The organism is Chryseobacterium sp. MIQD13 (assembly GCF_050496705.1).
Classification (GTDB): Bacteria; Bacteroidota; Bacteroidia; order Flavobacteriales; family Weeksellaceae; genus Chryseobacterium.
Genome location: NZ_JBNWAF010000001.1, coordinates 428,541 through 448,255, shown reverse-complemented (window position 1 = coordinate 448,255; position 19,715 = coordinate 428,541). Strand labels below are relative to the sequence as shown.

General features: G+C 35.6%; 18 protein-coding genes. 12 read left to right on the top strand and 6 right to left on the bottom strand.

All coding sequences use genetic code 11. The annotated features are described in order from the left end of the window. Positions 1–63: 63 nt before the first annotated feature. Entirely contained in the window at positions 64–969 is a 906-nt protein-coding gene (locus ACQWU4_RS02155; RefSeq protein ID WP_429934122.1) for a helix-turn-helix domain-containing protein, read from the bottom strand. A gap of 157 nt (positions 970–1,126) precedes the next feature. Between ACQWU4_RS02155 and kdsA the strand changes: the two genes are divergently transcribed. The 5 genes from kdsA to ACQWU4_RS02130 all read left to right on the top strand — a co-directional run bounded on the left by kdsA (position 1,127) and on the right by ACQWU4_RS02130 (position 8,346). Then, a complete protein-coding gene (kdsA, locus tag ACQWU4_RS02150; protein ID WP_429934121.1) occupies positions 1,127–1,936 on the top strand; it encodes a 3-deoxy-8-phosphooctulonate synthase in 810 nt (269 codons plus the stop codon). 180 nt (positions 1,937–2,116) lie between these two features. Further along, entirely contained in the window at positions 2,117–4,321 is a 2,205-nt protein-coding gene (locus tag ACQWU4_RS02145; protein WP_429934120.1) for a TonB-dependent receptor plug domain-containing protein, read from the top strand. 199 nt (positions 4,322–4,520) lie between these two features. Next, positions 4,521–4,901 carry an HYC_CC_PP family protein gene (locus ACQWU4_RS02140; RefSeq protein WP_429934119.1) on the top strand — a complete coding sequence of 127 codons (381 nt, stop codon included), beginning with the start codon at positions 4,521–4,523 and terminating at the stop codon, positions 4,899–4,901. 115 nt (positions 4,902–5,016) lie between these two features. Then, positions 5,017–5,490: a DUF3347 domain-containing protein gene (locus ACQWU4_RS02135; RefSeq protein WP_429934118.1), complete on the top strand. Its 474-nt coding sequence runs from the start codon at positions 5,017–5,019 to the stop codon at positions 5,488–5,490. An 87-nt stretch (positions 5,491–5,577) separates the two neighbouring features. Continuing rightward, complete coding sequence (locus tag ACQWU4_RS02130) at positions 5,578–8,346, top strand: multicopper oxidase domain-containing protein (RefSeq protein WP_429934117.1); 2,769 nt, start codon at positions 5,578–5,580, stop codon at positions 8,344–8,346. A 90-nt stretch (positions 8,347–8,436) separates the two neighbouring features. On the opposite strand, the gene ACQWU4_RS02125 is transcribed toward ACQWU4_RS02130, so the two are convergent. Together ACQWU4_RS02125 and ACQWU4_RS02120 are read right to left on the bottom strand one after the other, a co-directional pair. Beyond that, positions 8,437–9,288, bottom strand: coding sequence for a T9SS type A sorting domain-containing protein (locus tag ACQWU4_RS02125; RefSeq protein WP_429934116.1), 852 nt, complete (start codon positions 9,286–9,288; stop codon positions 8,437–8,439). 2 nt (positions 9,289–9,290) lie between these two features. Continuing rightward, entirely contained in the window at positions 9,291–9,878 is a 588-nt protein-coding gene (locus ACQWU4_RS02120; RefSeq protein WP_429934115.1) for a hypothetical protein, read from the bottom strand. A 704-nt stretch (positions 9,879–10,582) separates the two neighbouring features. Between ACQWU4_RS02120 and ACQWU4_RS02115 the strand changes: the two genes are divergently transcribed. Genes ACQWU4_RS02115 through ACQWU4_RS02105 form a run of 3 tightly spaced genes read left to right on the top strand, consistent with a single transcriptional unit; the run spans position 10,583 to position 12,925 of the window. Next, positions 10,583–11,299: a hypothetical protein gene (locus ACQWU4_RS02115; protein ID WP_429934114.1), complete on the top strand. Its 717-nt coding sequence runs from the start codon at positions 10,583–10,585 to the stop codon at positions 11,297–11,299. Between the two features lie 18 nt (positions 11,300–11,317). Next, positions 11,318–12,106, top strand: coding sequence for a hypothetical protein (locus ACQWU4_RS02110; RefSeq protein WP_429934113.1), 789 nt, complete (start codon positions 11,318–11,320; stop codon positions 12,104–12,106). A 24-nt stretch (positions 12,107–12,130) separates the two neighbouring features. After that, positions 12,131–12,925: a hypothetical protein gene (locus tag ACQWU4_RS02105; protein WP_429934112.1), complete on the top strand. Its 795-nt coding sequence runs from the start codon at positions 12,131–12,133 to the stop codon at positions 12,923–12,925. Between the two features lie 295 nt (positions 12,926–13,220). Here ACQWU4_RS02105 and ACQWU4_RS02100 read toward each other — a convergent pair whose 3' ends face one another. Beyond that, positions 13,221–14,087 (bottom strand): sigma-70 family RNA polymerase sigma factor, encoded by an 867-nt coding sequence (locus ACQWU4_RS02100; protein WP_002979276.1) that lies wholly within the window; start codon positions 14,085–14,087, stop codon positions 13,221–13,223. Positions 14,088–14,334: 247 nt separating this feature from the next. Next, positions 14,335–15,126 (bottom strand): S1/P1 nuclease, encoded by a 792-nt coding sequence (locus ACQWU4_RS02095; RefSeq protein ID WP_429934111.1) that lies wholly within the window; start codon positions 15,124–15,126, stop codon positions 14,335–14,337. 374 nt (positions 15,127–15,500) lie between these two features. Between ACQWU4_RS02095 and ACQWU4_RS02090 the strand changes: the two genes are divergently transcribed. From ACQWU4_RS02090 to ACQWU4_RS02080, 3 genes are read left to right on the top strand one after another with little or no spacing between them, the layout of a single operon-like run. Then, positions 15,501–16,442, top strand: coding sequence for a type VI secretion system baseplate subunit TssG (locus tag ACQWU4_RS02090; RefSeq protein WP_429934110.1), 942 nt, complete (start codon positions 15,501–15,503; stop codon positions 16,440–16,442). A gap of 57 nt (positions 16,443–16,499) precedes the next feature. Further along, positions 16,500–17,402 carry a TssN family type VI secretion system protein gene (locus ACQWU4_RS02085; protein WP_429934109.1) on the top strand — a complete coding sequence of 301 codons (903 nt, stop codon included), beginning with the start codon at positions 16,500–16,502 and terminating at the stop codon, positions 17,400–17,402. 27 nt (positions 17,403–17,429) lie between these two features. Beyond that, entirely contained in the window at positions 17,430–18,569 is a 1,140-nt protein-coding gene (locus tag ACQWU4_RS02080; RefSeq protein ID WP_429934108.1) for a hypothetical protein, read from the top strand. A 75-nt stretch (positions 18,570–18,644) separates the two neighbouring features. Here ACQWU4_RS02080 and ACQWU4_RS02075 read toward each other — a convergent pair whose 3' ends face one another. Next, positions 18,645–19,184: a nuclear transport factor 2 family protein gene (locus tag ACQWU4_RS02075; protein WP_429934107.1), complete on the bottom strand. Its 540-nt coding sequence runs from the start codon at positions 19,182–19,184 to the stop codon at positions 18,645–18,647. 164 nt (positions 19,185–19,348) lie between these two features. Here ACQWU4_RS02075 and ACQWU4_RS02070 point away from each other — a divergent pair, with 164 nt between their 5' ends. Further along, complete coding sequence (locus ACQWU4_RS02070) at positions 19,349–19,705, top strand: winged helix-turn-helix transcriptional regulator (RefSeq protein WP_429934106.1); 357 nt, start codon at positions 19,349–19,351, stop codon at positions 19,703–19,705. Positions 19,706–19,715: the final 10 nt, after the last annotated feature.

Here is a 19,715-nt window from a genome sequence, read left to right as displayed (position 1 = left end):
GATTTTAATAAGACGAAGGTAGAAGTAAGGGGAGAAAATAAACTGTTTAGAACAAACAGAAAATTATGAAATTGAAACAATTCTCTTCCTGAACTGATTGGGAGAGTCTCCCGTCTGCTTTTTAAAGAAAACATTAAAGTTTGAAGAGTGCTCAAAGCCGAGACAGTATGCAATTTCATTGATATTCCAGTTACTGAACTGTAATAGTGATTTTGCTTCTTTAATCATACGGTCGCTGATTAATGTAGTCGTTGTTTTTCCTGTAGTTTCTTTTAAAGCCCTGTTTAAATGATTGGTATGTACATTAAGCTGTTCAGCAAATTCATTGGCATTTTTTAAAGTTATGATTTGCTCCGGAGAATCAATGAAAAACTGTCTGTCCAGCAGATCTAAAAATAAGGTACTGATCCGCTCAGAAGCGTTTGTATGCCGGTAAAAAGAGGCAGAAGGCTGCATTTTCATTGCTTCATGCATGATAATCTGTACATAACTTCTTATAAGGTCATATTTATGAAGATAATCCGACTGAATTTCATGCATCATATTTTCATACACCGTTTTGAGAAGAGCAAGACTTTCATCATCAGGAAAAAATATATGATCTCCTCCGGCTTTGAATAAAACCGATTGTGAAAGACTTTCATTTTTAAGCGTTTGGCTTACAAATTCTTCCGTAAACAAACAAAAATACCCTGACTGATTTACTGACGTAGGCTCCCAGGAATAAGGAATTAAAGGATTCAGGAAAGTGACGGCAGGTCTGTCTATTTTTATAGATTTATCGGCATAATTCACAATTCCCGTTCCCTCTGAAATCATAGATATCTTATAAAAATCCCGGCGGTAAACAGGTTGCAGCTGCTGGCTGCATGCAAAATCCTCTCTACGGTATACATTAAATTGTCCCGTCTTGGCATATTCCTGTCCATGTAAAGCATAAAATTCAGATAATGTTTCTTTTGACTTCATAGGATAAAGTTATATAAATTCAAATATATTCTGGCACTTATCGCCATCATTTATTTAGCATACATCTGTCATAAACTATATGAATCCTGATGGAAATTAATTTCCGATTCTGAAACTTTATAAGTATTTTTACTGAACTTTTAAATTCAAATAAAAAATGATTCAGTATTTAGATAATATCCATCACAAAGATTCAAAAAACTTTTTCCTTATCGCAGGTCCATGCATCATCGAAGGGGAAGATATGGCATTAAGAATAGCTGAAAAAGTAATCAGTCTGACAGATAAATACAATATTCCCTATATTTTCAAAGGAAGTTTTAAAAAGGCAAACAGAAGCCGCGTAGATTCTTTTACAACCATCGGTGAAGAAAAGTCTCTGGAAATCCTTAAAAAAGTAGGAGAGACTTTTAATATTCCTACAACAACAGACATTCATGAAAATGAACATGCTGCATTGGCTGCACAATATGTAGATGTACTTCAGATTCCTGCATTTTTAGTACGCCAGACTGATCTTTTGGTAGCGGCAGCAGAAACAGGAAAATGTGTAACCCTTAAAAAAGGACAGTTTCTTTCTCCTGAATCTATGAAATTTGCCGTTCAGAAAATTACAGATTCCAATAACCAGAAAGTTGCAATTATTGAAAGAGGAAATTCTTTTGGGTATACGGATCTTGTGGTAGATTACAGAGGTATTCCTACGATGAGAGAGTACGCACCTGTTATTCTGGATGTTACCCATTCATTACAGCAGCCTAACCAGAGTTCAGGAGTTACTGGCGGAAGACCAGACCTTATCGAAACAATAGCCAAAGCAGGAATTGCGGTAGGAGCAGACGGTATTTTCATTGAAACCCATCCTACACCGGAAACCGCTTTATCAGACGGGGCCAATATGCTAAGATTAGATTTATTAGAAGATTTATTGCAAAAATTAACAAGAGTTAGAGAAGCAATTTTATAATTCTTTAAGGCTTATTTAAATTTTAGAAAATTGATTTCCAGATGTTATATTGAAAAGAAAAACTTTTAAAAATACCATATTTGGATGATTTTAACTTTTCATATTTGAAATGTTAAATAAAGTTTAAATAAGTTAAAATAAAATTTATATATTCACGTTTGAAATTTTAAAGCATTTCTTTTGAAAAAACTAGTTTTACCGCTGAGCCTTATGGTTCCTATGCTTATTTTCTCCCAAAATAGGAAAAGAGATACAGCCGATAAAGTAACCGATATTGAGGAAGTTGTTTTCCAGAAAAAAGTAGTTGGGAAAACGAACGACATTACCAATGTCAAGATTTCAGCAAAAGATGCCAAAGGAGTTGCTTCCATTGGAGGAGGAATTGAAGGTCTTCTTAAAACGCTTCCTTCCGTAAACTCCAATACCGAGCTGTCTTCACAATATATGGTACGTGGCGGAAACTATGATGAAAACCTTATCTACATCAATGATATTGAGATATACAGACCTTTCCTGATCAGAAATTCTCAGCAGGAGGGAATGAGTATCATTAACCCTGATATGGTTTCTACTGTAAACTTCTCTGCCGGAGGATTCGAGCCGAAATATGGAGATAAGATGTCCTCTGCTCTGAATATTTACTACCGTGAGCCTGAAAAATTTGAACTTTCAGGGGAAGCCAGTTTAATAGGAGGTCGGCTTACAGCTGGTTTGGCTTCAAAAAATAAGAAACTGACAGCTTTATTTTCAGGAAGATACAGAAATACGAATCTTGTTCTGAACACGCTGAATGAGGATACAGATTTTAATCCTACATACTGGGATTTCCAGTCTTATATTAATTATCATCTCAGTGATAAATTTTCCATGTCGTTTATCGGATATTATTCCAAGAACGATTATGAAATGGTTCCAAAAGCCAAAAGCGTTACTTTCGGAAGTCTTCAGCAGCCGATTACCGTAAATATTGGCTATGGAGGAAAGGAGCAGGATATGTACAAAAACATGATGGGAACTTTCTCTCTGAATTATAAACCTTCAGACCAATGGAAGTTTACATTGGACAGTTTTGCCTATCAGAACAGGGAAAAAGAATATTATTCTATCGCTTCAAGCTATGAGATCCAGACTTTTGATCCTGTAACGGGAGATCCAGTCCCTTCTTTTGATGGTGGAGGCCAGATAGAACATGCCAGAAATGATTTGTTTGTAAGAACTTACGGAACACAATTCAGAGCAAAATTCTCTCCGAATATCAATACAGATATTGAAGTAGGAGTTAAATACGAAAAAGAAAACCTGAATGATAATACCAACGAATGGAAGTTGGTAGATTCTTCCGGATACAGTATTCCACGTCCTATTGATGATCCGAGAACCGGTGAATCAGGAGATCTTGAATTGTTTTACCAGATCGCAGGAAAAAATAAAATAGAACCTTCAAGACTTTCTGCTTATGCACAGTATTCCCAGAAGTTTTATTGGGGAGCCAGCAAAGTCTTCGTTAATGCAGGAGCCAGAGTTTCAAACTGGAGCTTCAACAAAGAAACTATCTTTTCACCGAGATTCCAGTTTGCTATAAAACCTGACTGGGATTCAGACATGCTCTTCAAACTTTCAGGAGGAATCTATTATCAGGCGCCTTTCTATAAAGAAATTAAAGATCTGGACGGAAACTTTAATTCCAACATAAAATCCCAGCGCTCCATGCAGCTGATCCTTGGTCACGACTATGAATTCTATATGTACGACAGACCATTTAAGCTGACTACAGAAGCCTATTACAAGAAAATGGATGATCTGATTCCTTATTATATGGATAATGTAAGAATCCGTTATTCAGGTCAGAATAATGCTTCAGGATATGCATATGGAATTGATACCAGATTATTCGGGGAGTTTGTTCCGGGAGTAGATTCCTGGTTATCAGCAAGCTATGCCAGAGTTTATGAAAATATTGACGGAAGAGGAAATATTCCGAGACCTACGGATCAGAGATTCAGATTTGCTATGTTCTATCAGGATTATATGCCTAAATTCCCGTCAATGCGTGTAAACCTTACCTTGGTATATGCAATGGGACTTCCGAACGGGGCACCTGTGTTCACAGACCCTTATCAGTACCAGAGAACATTACCTGCTTATAAAAGAGTGGATTTAGGACTTTCAAAAGTGTTTATTGATTCCAAAGACAAGAAAAAACGTTACGGCTTCTGGGGTAATTTTGAAGAATTAACTTTAGGAGTTCAGGTTTTCAATGCATTTAACATTAATAATACAGTTGCCAACCAGTGGATCACGGATTATAATTCAAGTGTGATGTATCCGGTTCCGGTGCGTCTTACAGGACGTTTCTTCAATGTAAAACTTGAATTCAAACTGTAAAAAAGAAATTAGAAACTAGATTTTAGAAATTAGATAAAAACTTATCAAAATAAAAAACAGCTCAGTCTGCAAAATCAGCGAGAGTAAAAAATAAAAAGCTTCTGAGTAGTTCAGAAGCTTTTATTTTGCAGAATTCTATAACAAGTATACAGAATTTTATAACACTGGTTTGATGGATATTTATACCTTTGTCTTACTAATGAAAAAGATTCTTGCCATATTATTTTCTGTTTTCTACTTTGGATTTTCTTCCGGAGCAGCTTTCAGTGTACATTTCTGTATGGAGGAATTTGTTTCGGTAAGCCAGAAAACTACAGATATCTGCGCTAAATGTGGTGTCAAAGAAAAAAAAGGATGCTGCAAAACTGAAATTAAGGTCGTAAAAGTAGATGATTCCCAGAAATCAGATTTACTTAAAATTGATTTTTCGAGTCAGATTGTACCGGCGTTTACGCAACATCAGTTTTTCTTTATCGACAAGTCTTTTTCGGCTTCAAAATTTACACAGATAAGAATCAATGGACCGCCTGAATACAGTCCGGTTCCTATCTATATCAATCATTGTAATTTTAGAATTTAAGATCCGTCTGTTGTCTGGTGTGTATCAGATGAGCATGCTTTCCTGGACAACACGGTTCAACGTATTATGCGTTTCAATTATTCTTTATTAAAAATTAATTCTAAAATTTAAAACAATGAAAAAGTATATCATTACAGCAGCACTATCTCTATTCTCAATCGTTTCACTTTCTGCACAGTCTAAAAAAGATGCCCAGGTTTCAAAATTGTATCAGAACTATATTGCAATTAAGTCGGCTTTAGCTTCCGATGATGCAGATAGAACTTCAAAAGCTGCTGCGGAATTTATCAAAACAGCCTCAACTGTTGATTATAAGTTGGTTTCAGAAGGTAATCTTAATATTTTAAGAAAAGATGCCACAGTTATCTCTGATGCCCGAAATATTGATACTCAAAGAGAAACCTTTTCTAATCTTTCAGAGAACATGATCAGTTTGACGAAAGAGTTTAAACTTTCAGAAAAACCGGTTTACGTACAATATTGCCCAATGGCTGATTCGAGCTGGTTAAGTGACGAAAAACAAATCATGAATCCTTACTACGGAAAATCTATGCTTTCTTGCGGAAGTGTAAAGTCGGAAATAAAATAAATACAGTATTTAATTTTAAAACAATGAGTTGCATAGCTTAAATTGTAACTTTACTTTAAGCTGTATACTTTAAAAGTTCGGAATATTATGAAAAAAATAATCATATTTCTGGTGCTTTTGTTTTCTGTTTTTACTTTTGCGCAAACTGCAAAAACGTATTATACCTGTCCAATGCACCCGGAGGTGGTATCTTCAAAACCCGGAGACTGCCCGAAATGCAAAATGACGCTGGTAAAGAAAACTGTTGTGGTAAAACCAAAAGTTATTGCACAGCTACAAACGCAGCCTGTATCCAAAACAGTACAGAAAGCAACAGAAATTAAGCCTAAAATAAATAAAATAAAAACTAAACCAGAGGTTAAGGCTAAAGTTAATCCAAAACCAAAAGTTACAGAGGTTAGAAAAACCAAAACTGAAACAAAATCTGATCATCAAGCTCAATCTATTTACACTTGCCCCATGCATCCGGAAGTTACTTCAGATAAACCGGGGAAATGCCCGAAATGCGGAATGGAGCTTGTAGAAAAGGAAGATCATCAGCATATGGCTGTAGAAGAGCCAAAAAAAGATGAATCTGTATTCAAAAAAAATTCTGAAAACGGGAAAGTGGCTTTTGGTGGTAAAACTGTGCGGTATGATCTGTATGTAAAAGATACGATCGTCAGTTTTACAGGGAAAAACCGTAGAGCGATTGCTATCAATGGAAAACTGCAGGCTCCGACCCTGTATTTTACGGAAGGAGATACAGCTGAGATTCATCTTCATAATATGCTAAAGGAAAATACAGGGCTTCACTGGCATGGTGTGATCCTTCCCAATGAGCATGATGGTGTTCCTTATCTTACAACAAAGCCTGTAACTCCGGGAGAGACACATATATATAAATTCAGGGTATCTCAAAACGGGACCTACTGGTATCATTCTCATGAAGCTTTACAGGAGCAGATCGGGATGAACGGAATCCTGGTTTTCAACAAAAGGGAAGGAGAGCCTAAACCATCTTATAATGCTGAAATACCTGTATTATTAGGAGATTGGAGTGATGAAGATCCCATGCAGATTGCAAGAAGGCTTCATATGGCCAATACAGACTGGTATGCGATTAAGAAAAATGCAGTACAAAGTTACTGGGAAGCCATTAAATCCGGAAATTTTGGTACAAAAGCTTTAAATGAATGGAAAAGGATGGAAGCTATGGATGTAAGCGATGTTTATTACGATAAATTCCTGATCAACGGACTTCCAAGTTCTGATTATTCTAACCTGAAAGCAGGTGATAAAGTAAGACTGAGGGTTGCCAATGGCGGATCATCCACTTATTTCTGGCTGAATTACGGTGGCGGAAAAATAAAAGTAGTGGGAAATGACGGAAATGATGTGGTTCCGGTAGAAGTAGACCGTCTTATCATAGGTGTTTCCGAAACTTATGACATTGAAGTAACCATTCCTGAAAATAAAAGTTTTGAATTCCGCTCCACATCGGAAGACAGGGTAGGTTATGCTTCATTATGGCTGGGTTCAGGTGAAAAAGTGGAAGCGCCCAATCTGCCAAGACTAATGCTTTTTGAAGGAATGAAAATGATGAATGGCATGATGGAAATGAGCGGGAATATGAAACCGATGAATATGACAATGGGAAACCAGATGATGGATATGAATGAAGTAATGTATCCCGAACTTCCTGAAAGTCAGAGAAAAATGACAGCGAAACATATGAACGAAATGATGGGGATCAAAACAAAAGAAGATGACAAAGAGAAGAAGGAAGACCATTCTCAGCACTCCGGAATGGATATGAAGGAAGAAAAATCGATCAAAAGACTGTCATACAACCTGTTAAAATCTCCTGAAAAGACAATTCTTCCCGGTGAAAATGTAAAAGAATTGAAGTTTACCCTGGAAGGAAATATGAACCAATATTTGTGGACACTGGATAATAAAACAGTAACCGAAACAGATAAGATTCTCGTTAAAAAAGGTGAAATCCTGAGAATTACCATGTATAATAATTCCATGATGCGCCACCCGATGCACCTGCACGGCCATGATTTCAGGCTGATCAATTCAAAAGGAGAGTATTCTCCGCTGAAAAATGTTGTAGATATTATGCCGATGGAAACCAATACGATTGAATTTGCAGCCAATCAGGACGGTGATTGGTTTTTCCACTGCCACATTTTATACCATATGATGGCAGGGATGGGAAGAATATTCAGCTATGAAAATTCAAAACCAAATCCACAGTTACCGGACAGAAAACTGGCCTGGAAGAATTTTCTGAAAGACAATAAAATGATCAGCTCCATGGCGATGCTGGATGTTGCAAGCAATAAGATTCATGCAGAAACCATGACGATGTTCGGACCAAGATGGGCTAATCTGAACGAATTTCATTCTAACTGGGATTTTGATCATTTTGAAGGAAGCATGAAGGTTGGAAGATTTCTTGGTAAATTCCAGTGGGCACTTCCGTACGCTGGTTTCAGAATCCAGAAAAATCATGAAATCATGGAAAGACAGATGGCAGAAGATATGGGAATGAAATTTCAGGGCAAAAAAACATGGTTTGGCCAGCAGAAAGCCTCAAAAGATAAATATGCCTTCATGGTTGGAGTACAATATCTTTTACCGATGCTGATCACGGCAGATGCAAGTGTGGATCAGAACGGAAAAGTCCTGTTGGAGCTAAGCAGAGAAGATATTCCGATTTCCAGAAGGATAAGAGGAAATTTCAGTCTGAATTCTGATGGTGAATTTTCAACCGGACTGAGATACATTTTACAGAAATGGGTATCTGTTTCCGGTAATTATGATAATGAAATGGGTTGGGGAGCCGGAATTACTCTGACTTATTAATGGTTATGACCGATGAATTTTAAAAAAAATTAATACAAAAGAGGCTACTGAAAAGTAGCCTCTTTTTGATAGGTTTCGGAATAATCCCTTTTATTCTTTTATGAATTTAGTAGTTATAATATTTCCATCAGCCATTTTTAGATTGACGATGTATATTCCGCTTTGCAGAAAACTTACATCAATATTTTTATCTTTTTCAAATTTCTGATCTTTTATAGGTGTATTACCATTTAATGAAATAAAAGTATAAGAGCTTATTTCAGCATCTGATTTTATATTGATAAAATCTTTTGCAGGGTTAGGGGATATCTCTGCGGAAGAAGTAATGATATCTGCATTATTTTCTGGCTGGCTTTGTTTAAAGGTTGTTCTGTTAGGGTTTTTTGTCATTCTTAAGGAATGTGTCCAGGTGTGGTTGCCATCTGCAACTACCCAGCTATATGTAGAGATATGCTTGCCTTCACCAAACCATGGATTCATATAATAAACATTATTACCGCTTACGCCATGTCCTACAACAAAATGGCCTCCGCCTGTTGCCCAGCCCCATCTTATAACAAACGGCCTTTTATTGGCTATTTCCGTGTTGATCTGGGAAAGGGTAAGGGACGAATTGGAAGAAGAAGTGGTAATACTTCCGAAATTGGAAAGAATGTTTTGTATGCTTCCTGAATAGCCGGATAGGTAATTCCAGTAATTACAGCCTGCAGTAGTGCTTACACAGCATTTTGTACTTCCAAAATTATGAAACGTAGCTGTTGTTCTTGTATATTCGGCAATTTCGCATTGCAGTTTTGGAAACCCATAATAATCTAAAATGGTTTTAGAAGAAGCAGCCCAGCACCATTGGTCCTGTTCCTGAATTATTTGGGGAACACTTAAAACTTGTGCTTTACCTATAGCAAAAAATCCTATTAGGAATAAATATTTTATGAATTTCATGACTAGTTATTGTTTTTTGGTGTGTTTTTATAAATATTTCTCAGGTCATCAGCAGAATAATACTGTTTAGAAGATTTATTATCTGTAAGCCTTTGTGTGGCTGAAGAAAGCGGATAATATTTTGCTTCTTTTTCATTTTCAGTATCATTTATTTGTACAAAATCTATATTGGCGTTATAAAGTCTCATGATACTGTATACTTTAATCCCTGAAGATTCATACTTTCCAATTTCATGGGCAAGTACGCTGCCTCCCATATCTACTATTTCCAGATTTCCATCTGTAAGCCTTGCTGTTAAGAACAGTACTTTTTCAGTATTTACAATTATGGGTATCCGATACCCGTTTTCTGTAATGATTTCTCCTTTTTCATTAAAGGTCTGCATAAGAATTGGACTTCCAAGGCTCGCTTTTTTGAATTGTTTACGATCAGTAAAGCCAAAATCTTTTTCTTCACCCTGCGGAATATTAGAAAGAAATTTCTGTAGTTCTTCCTGGCTCGGTTTCATTCGTTCGTCCATTTTGCGTTGTGCATTAATTTTGGTTAATGAAAGCACAACAATAATTGAGTAAATAATTGTTTTTTTCATAAAATTTTATTTTGAAAATTTAGTAAAAGTAAATTATACGATTGTTTTGTTGTTTATTTTATAGATTTTCTTGTTTTTATTGTATAATTACCATGTATAAATGCAATTTATTTTTAATGATTATAAATAGTAGATGGCTAAAAATAAGTCAATTTATAGTTATAGTCATTGCAAAAACAATAAAATAAAACCGCCTTATTGATAAAGGGAGACGGTTATTTTTTATTATTCTGACGAGATATGTAGATCAATATCTTTTACCAGTAAATAATATTCGATTTTTGATATAATTTTAAAAAAGAACTTTCCACTGGTTTTTAAAATAAATAACAGATGGATTAGTTAAGAAAGAATAAAGAGACGAAAAAAAGTATTTAAAGTGGATTTTTTAGATAAAAAAATAATTTTTTTTGATTTGTTAAAATATTAATTAGAAAGCTTATTTATATTAAAATAATAATTTAAATTTATTTTTGTTGATGATAATTTGTTAAATTGCCTTTATTTAAAACGTTTTTCGTATTTTTGCTATGTAAAAATTAAAGAGATCTGAATCTGAAATTCGGTTACAAATGATTAATTAAATAAAAAATGATGAATAAAACCTTTTATTAAGCTTTTCCAGCAATATTTTTTAGACCGCCAAATCATAATTTATAACCTATTATGAAAACTAAATTAGATTAAAAATGTAATTAAACATTATGAGAAAAAACAGTTTTTTTATATGTCCCTTTATACTCTTTTATTTGGGAATATTTGGACAGGTAGGTATTAATACTTCAGGACCACAACAAACATTGCAAGTTTCAGGATCGGGAACAGGTATTAATCAGCCCGTTTTAAGAGTAGATGGACTGAATAGTACCAATAATTCAGCTCATGAAAGCACTACATCAATAAAAAGAGTATATTCTACTCCCAATGGAGATCTTGTCATTTTAGATAACAATAAGACGAATAGGTTCTACCGAGTTGCACCACTACCAACTACTTCGGTACCCGGAGGGACCGAACGTTTGGTAACCAGTGTATCTTTTACGCTAGATTATCCGTCTATTGTTCATGTAGAGTCAAGAGTCGGAATGGGAGTTACCAGTAGTATTATTGGTACAGCTTTATTACGTGATGGTATGGCGAGGCTTTTTGGAGTCTATTACAAATTTACATTGGCTCCGGCTGGTGTAACTCTTAATACTGCATTTGGGCAACATATAATTTCACATAGTACAAATTCTGGAATAAATCAATTGGATGGGGAATTTTATCTGAACCCACGTAAAGACCTTTCTCTTCCGGCAGGAAATTATACTTTGTCATTATATGGATTTTCTCAAGATGCCAATATGAGCTTTGCCGTAAACGATGTAAATCAGGCGGGACAAACTTTGTCTGTAAGTGTTACTCCAATAAGTTATTAATTAAAAGAACCAATAGATATGAGAAACACGAAAAAAGTTATTTGTCTTTTAATAATAATAGTCAATTTAAATAATCTGGTAAAAGCACAGATCGGTATCGGGACGGCAGTCCCTCAAAAAGCACTTCATGTCACCGGAACAGTATCTTCTACTCCTGTTTTGGATACTAATGTGAACTTAGTAACCCCAACGGTTCGAATTGATGGACTGAATAATACCAATCAATCCATTACGGCTAAACTGAGACCCGTATCTGTAACTGATAAAGGAGATCTTGTATTATCTCATGCTCAGATTATCCCGATAGTGATGATAGATCCTATAAATGCAGCAAATGCAGAGACGGACTATATTGGGTCCACTATATTAAACCAAACATCCACAACAACGACGACCAATGCAGTGATGAGATCTTTTAGTTTCGTATTATCGTCACCAAGCATTGTAAAATTCGGGGCTGTGACCAGCTTTCAGTTTAGAAGAGCTTCGGATGGAGGAGTGCTGATAGACGGGTCCAACAGGATTTGGGGAACAAGATTCAGGTTTTCTGCTGCTCCTTCAGGAGTTTCTACGGCTGTAAATGCCTGGTTTGGAGAATCAGTACATGCTTATAATAATGCAGTGAATAATGCAGGGGGAACCGGTATATTGTATGCAAATTCTGAAGATACCTTATTTTTACCTGAAGGGAATTATACTATAGACATTAATCTTTACCTCAGTACTGAGTCAACACAACCTCTGGCAAGGATTATTTATGGTGCCGGGAGTGATACTGTGAATATTGTTGCATATCCTATACAATAATTATAATTCAATAATTCTCAACTTATGAAAATATACATTAAAATATTGTCCGCTGGTATCTTATTAATTACAAGTTCATCCATATATGCACAGTTACAAAATGTAGGAATTAGTACTAGCAATCCTCAGCAAAAGCTTCATATTGGAGGATCGTCTAGTGTTCTTGCTACTATAGGAACAACCGGATTACGGTTAATAACTCCAACGATCAGGATAGACGGACTGAACATGGCTAATAATCCCACTGTTTTTAGTGGGGCGGATACTACCAATGCATTATATGTTAATAACAACGGGGATACTTCCGTTAAAAAAGGTATAGAGACTTTCGGTAATTACACAGCACCTGGAGGAGATGGTATTACAACCTCTACTGTTCAGACTATTACTGGGAACGCAACTTACCAATCAACAGGAGATTTATCGAGTGTTACTTTTACTCTTCAGCAGAGATCACAGGTGTTTATTTCATCTATGCTGACTGCAGTCTTGCAAACCACAACAAATAATCCAATTACAGATGGTAAAACAAGATCTATAGTTGCCATTATTATTTTTACAGCTGCTCCTGCATCCAGTGGACTCCCTCTTAATACAACATATGTAAACGATGGTTCTTTATATGCTAATAGAGCATCCGGGTCTATTACCGGCTATCTAAAACTAAGTCCAAGCTGTGAAGCTGTACTTCCGGCAGGAACCTATACTGTTGTTCTAAGAGGGGCGGGAATTGCTTCTGATGATACTGGTGATAATTACAAAATTACATGGGGAGCAGGTCCAGGAGATAAGCTGAATGTCCTGAGCAAACCACTATAATATTGGAATTTTGATCAGTATCCATAAAAAAGTCTTCAAATTTTTAGACTGAACGAAAGTCTAGGCAAAATTAAAGAATATGTTACTAAATGAAGGATCCCGGTACTGTACCGGGATCTTTCCATTTTTAGATTAAACCTTATGTAGTAATTGATGTATTTCTTTTATCTTTTTAATTACTCAATTTCTTTCAGGTTTTTTGCAGTTTCGATATAGAAAATAACCTGTATTCATAGAACAGAAATAAAAAACGGAGCCTGAAACCAGACTCCGCATACATTGTTTTACGCTAAAATTATTTACCCAAATAAGATTTAAGAATCTTGCTTCTGGTATTATGTTTTAGTCTCTTAATTGCTTTTTCTTTGATCTGACGAACTCTCTCTCTTGTAAGATCGAAAGTTTCACCGATTTCCTCTAAAGTCATCGGGTGTTTTCCGTTCAGTCCGAAGTATAATCTTACTAAATCTGCCTCTCTTGGAGTTAAAGTATTCAATGCTCTTTCGATCTCAATCTGAAGAGACTCAAGCATCAAATCTTTATCCGGACTTGGAGATTCTCCTGAACGCAATACATCATAAAGATTAGAATCTTCACCTTCTACTAAAGGTGCATCCATAGACAGGTGTCTTCCGGAGTTTTTCATAGATTCTTTAATATCTTCCTCGCTCATGTCAAGAACTTCAGCCAGTTCTTCCGGAGAAGGTGGTCTTTCATTTTCCTGCTCAAGGTGAGCGTATGCCTTATTGATTTTATTGATGGAACCAATCTTGTTCAAAGGAAGCCTTACAATTCTGGACTGTTCAGCTAAAGCCTGTAAAATCGACTGGCGGATCCACCATACCGCATAAGAGATAAATTTGAAACCTCTAGTTTCATCGTACCTTTTTGCCGCTTTCATAAGTCCTAAGTTACCTTCATTAATCAAATCGGGTAAAGAAAGACCTTGATTTTGATATTGTTTAGATACGGAAACCACGAAACGAAGGTTGGCTTTGATTAATTTCTCCAGTGCTGCTCTGTCGCCTGCACGTATTCTTTGTGCCAATTCTACTTCTTCGTCCGCAGTGATCAGTTCCACTTTACCAATTTCCTGCAAATACTTGTCTAATGAAGCAGTTTCCCTGTTGGTAACCTGCTTAGTGATTTTTAATTGTCTCATCTATTTTTATCCTCAAAAAAGAGTTACTATATATTATACGTATGAAGAGGTACAAAGGTTACACCAGTTTTAATTATTTTTTAAATTTAGGTAGACATCAGATGTGAAAGCCCGTATTTCAGACATAAACTCAAAGTTGTAAACTTTGAATCAAATAAACTTTAAACAGAAAAAGCGAAACCGAAGTCCCGCTTTTATTTATATTGTTTTGATTAGTTGTCAGCTCACAACCAGCAACTGTCAGCTCTTAAAACAAATCATTTAATACTTTTGCCAGTCTCAGTCCTCCGTAGAGAAGCTGTCTTTCTAATGTATCATTGAATTTGTACTGATAATCGAACGATAATTTTGAATCTTTCGGAGTCTGTGCATAAATCTTATTGGCAATCTTATGAGAATCGTACATCCAGTCTTCTAAAGATCCGGCCTGGATTTGCTTTACTTCTTCTTTAGATTTGATGTCTAAAAGATGAGCATATTCAGTATAGCTGTATTTCTGGGAATCTACCAGCTTTCCGTCCCATACAGAGTGAAGATTGGTTTTATCCCCGAAATAAGTGACATCAATTTTGTTTCCACCCAAATCATCAGCTCTTCCTACATGAAGTGGCTGGGCAAGATCCCCCATAATATGAATAAGGAAAATCAGGGCAATTTTTCTGTCTTTTTCAGAGGTTTTTTCATCTTTGATCTGGCTGGACAGAGTGTTTATCTGCGTATAAAGACTTGGACCGGCCTGCATTTTCAGGTTCTGGTCAAAAGCTTTAAAATCAACCTGCGGATCAATATTTACATAATGCCATGATGAAGCCTGTTTCCAGACACCGGTTGTATCGGATTTGATGAAATCCGGCCAGTTTGCCCAGTAAGCAAGGCGCTCTTTACCCATTATTTTTTTTATTTCCCTTCTTGCTTTTCCGGACAGATGGTTTTGTGCGATCTCTGCAATGATGCGGTGTCCCGTAAGTCCCCATGCATAAGAATACAGTGAAGATGAAATGAATGCTAAAATCAGAATTTTAGAATAAATACTTTTCATTATAAATAACATTTTACAAGCTGCAAAGATACGGCCCGGTTTCCGAACCTGTATCAATTATGATCAATTTCTTGTCTCAAAAAATGTTAATAAAAATTAATCTAAACAGAAGGCTACAGCTCAAAATTCCAAAAAACATTTAAATAAAGACGAAACAAGGTGTAAAACTCTATATATCAGCAGATAAATTTATTTTTGGATAACCGGTCTGAAAATTCATAAAGAGCATTGTTACCGTATTTTTACGGAATTTGTGGAGGATTATTCCTTTTAATGTCAATAAATTAGTATTTTTAAGATAAAATTATAGCCGAATTATTTTTTCAAACTTATGAGATATATTATCTTTACAAGTCATAATCACAGGAAACACTATGTATGAGAATAATATTGTAGACATGTATTACAATAAACTGCAGACCGACTTCAAAGCTGAAGCTGTTGCAGTAAACCTTTTGAAATATCACCGGGCGGTAAGCAATATATTTATAGAACGTATTGGGATTAATGACCGTGCTTATCTTAAGGATATCAAAAGTATTTCGAGCAGTTATTTAGGATTTGATGAGGAAGTATTCAGCATAGAAACCTATAGGGAAGGGATCTACGATTACCTTCCGGAAGGTCTGTTTCATCCGCCGTCTTTAGGGGCTTCCAGAAAGAATGTGGATTCTGTGGTACGTGAGATCCGTAAGCAGAAAAAAGTAGAAGAGGATGCCCGGAAATTTTTCCGTCCTTTTGAACTGGAAGTTTTTTTTACAGAAATAAGTTCCCTGCTTAAAGAATCTGAGTTTGATATTTCAAGCGGTACGGATACGCTTCTGGATACTGTGAGTGAGCTTTGGCCTCTTATAAAAATGCTTGATAAGCAGAACGCTTATATTTTCATTTACATTTTACCTTTTTTTCATCAGATCAGAGGGGATAAGAGATGGTTTGAAAGATGCATGACTGCTTTTCTTCAGGTGCCGGTGGAAGTTACTTTTGCACCGAATATTATTGACAGGATAGAAAGAAATGACGATTCTATGTTATTAGGCAATTCCAAACTGGGAGTTACCTATATTCCAAGTGGAAAACATATGGACGGACAACGGAACTGGGTAGTAAACATAGGCCCAATCCCTTATACTGAAATGAAAAAATACATTTCAGGAAGCCCGTTCAGAAATATTCTGCAGGCTTTATATGATTATTTTCTTCCGGTAACGGTAGACGTGGAAGAAAATTTTATTACCGAGAAAGAAGAATATTCGTTCAGCCTTGAAGACGATGAAAGAAATGCCAGCCGTCTTGGATACTCTACATTTCTCTAAAATAATTTATTATATTTACAATTACCAACAACAAAGTATAAATTTGAAAAGAAACTAATGGAAATTTCTTCAGTAAAAGGTATTTTTTTAAGGTATATTTTAATGCCTTTGATTGCAGTGATTATGATGTTTATTCTGGGGATTATCAGAAGAAACAAACCTGCGATTAAAATTAAAGTCATTATCATATATGTTCTTCTGTGCAGTTTATGTTTGGCTCTTCCGGGGATCTTCGGTTTTGCAAGAAATCTTTTTAATCCGTATTGGTACCTTATTGCACAGGTTATTTATCTTATTTTTGGTATTATTCACGTTAATCTGCTTCACAAATACTTCAGAAAGCATATTGATTCTGTAGGGATGAGTATTCTGTTTGAATCTATACTTTCATTAACATGTATTGCTTTTGGAGGATTTTTATTCACTCTGATCTTTAACTGGATCAGCAAGGGGGATGGTAACTCAGTAATGGCTGCTACAAGCATGGTGATCTTCATTGTTCCGATGGTATTTTACTACTGCTATGTTCAGTTTATCAGTATTCCTTTTGATATTTATAAAACATGGAGATATTCTCCGGACCAGAAGCTTCCGGATTTTGAAGGGGCAGATTTCGACAGATTAATGGTACTGAATGTTGAATTGAGCAAAAATCTTGAAGATTCAAACAGATTCAGAATCAAAGCAAAGACACTTCCGACGGGAGTAACATTCGGAGACTGGTTTTATAGGGTAGTGGACGACTATAACCATAAAAATCCAAACTCTATTATTCACCTTTCAGACATAGAAAAAGAACCTTATTACTGGATTTTTTACACCAAAAAATCATTTTTCAGTTTTAGAAAATATATTGATTTCGACCAGGATATCTCAACGAACAGCATTTCTGAAAATGAAGTGGTGATCTGCAAAAGAGTGATCCAGCATGAGGAAGAAGGAATATTGAAAAAATCATAATCACAGAAAATTTAAAAAGTATTAACTATGATACAGCCTATTAAGCATTTTGCGATCAATTGGGTAGACGGGATGAAAGTTTCGCAGAGACACCTTAATGATCAGGATAATTTTTTAATCGACACGATCAGAGATTCCAGCTCACTGGGAATCAACACATATAATTACGGACTTTTGCCTATCTCTAATGAATTTACGGACAAAACGATATTCGATGTTCATAATACTGCTACCAATGATGTTCAGCTTGTAATTAAAAGATGCAGCGCCATCACTATGGCAGGTTACCGTATAGATTTGAGCGACAGGAGAGTAAGCGTGAAATCTCTGGCGAAATCAATGAACGAAGAACAGGCAGATGGTGATTATTATATCCTGATCTCTGTAAATCCTTTCGATAAAGTGCCTTTTGGAGATATTGATCCGGAAGAAATTCCGCCCCGTCATCCAAACGCACAGCCTAACCATCATATTGAACTCCTTCCTGTTACTTCACTGAACAGCAGCTATTCAGGAGGGAACTATCTTATTATCGGTAAAGTAGATTTAAAAGCAAATATTGCACAGGTGGATTCTAATTTTATTCCGCCCTGTACCTCCATCCAAAGCCATCCTGCTTTGCTGGATTACTACAGCAGCTATGCAAAATCAATAGGAAATCTGCAGCAGTATGCTTTTAAGATCATTCAGAAGGCATCCCATAAAAACCAGAATACGGCATTGGCACAGAATGTAAAATTTTTGTGTACTACCATGGTGAATACGTTTGGAGATATGTATTTCCAGTTCAGAAATATTATTCCATGGCAGCCACCTGTATTTTTAATTGAGGCATTTGCAAAACTTGCCCTTCATCTGTACAATTCAACCCAGCTTCTGGTACCCGCAGAACTGGAAGAAATGCTGAACTATAGCCTGGAATGGAGTGAAATTGCTCCACATACGTTACTGAACCAGCTTTCTATCGTTGCAGAAACCAATTATGATCACCACAATTGCGGGGAGCCGTTATTATACATTCAGCAGATGTTACGCAGTTTAGAAATTATTTTCTCCAAATTAAGTGAGCTTGACTACATTGGTCAGAGAAAAGAAAATATCATTGTTAACGAACAGGAAGTTTCTTCAAATACCAATCCGAAAAGAGGCTGGAGTGTTCTTGATTAATAAGAATAATTCATAATATAAAAAGAAGGTTGGTCTCAATGATCAACCTTCTTTTTATAATTGTAAATCTGTCTTTTAATTTTGAAATAGTTTGGCTGAAACGGCCGTATTTGCATATTCCTCCATTCGTGTAATCAGCCCGTTTTCTACAGTATATACCTGTACCCAGGTTTGGGTTAATAACTTGCCATTGCTTTTTATTTTCTGGGTTTCTTCTCCTAATACAACTACGGTGTTGTTATCTCCGGCTATTATTTTATTTACTTTAAAACTGATAATTTCTACACTGGAAAAAATTGTATTTACAAAATCTGCAACTCCTGCTTTTCCTGTATAAGTTCCGGTATAGGGAATAGGAGGAGCACCATTATAATTCCATATGGTATTGTCGGAGACTGTTTTCTGCATGCCATCTATATCTCCTTTTCCAAAAGCTGTAAACATTGTATTGACAGTTTGAATATTAGCCTGATTGGTATCGTGTGTTTTTATTTCATCATCATTATTCTCACAGGAAAATAAAATAAAGGATATTAAAAATATAATAAGTGTTTTTGTTAAAAAAGTGTTGGTGATTTTCATAGGTTTGAACATTAAATTTATTCTTTTATTCATTACTTGTAATTGTATTCACAGAACGCGCGTACTGTTTATATTAACAAGGCAAAATTAATGTGATTAAAGTTTATTATTGTAACCAGTTACCTTTTTGAAACTGGTTTCCTTTATGAAACTATTGCAACAATTTTATAATTTTGCGTTGATACAATTATTACATTATGAACGATATAACAACATTACGCAGGGCTAAATGTAAATCAACCTTAATAGCTATAAGAGATACAATGGATATACTTTCAGGAAAATGGAAGATCAATATTGTAGGAACTCTCATGGTAAATGGAAAGATGCGTTTTATGGATTTACTACGTGAAGTTGATGGGATTGCTGCTAAAATGCTTTCAAAAGAGCTTCAGGAGCTGGAAACCAATAAGCTGATTACCCGTACTGTTCAGAATACAAAACCAATAACGGTGGAATATGAACTTACACAGCATGGCAAAACATTAAATCCTATTATTGATGCCATTGCCGATTGGGGAACAGAACACAGGAATGAACTTTTTGGAAAATAGTTTTTTAATT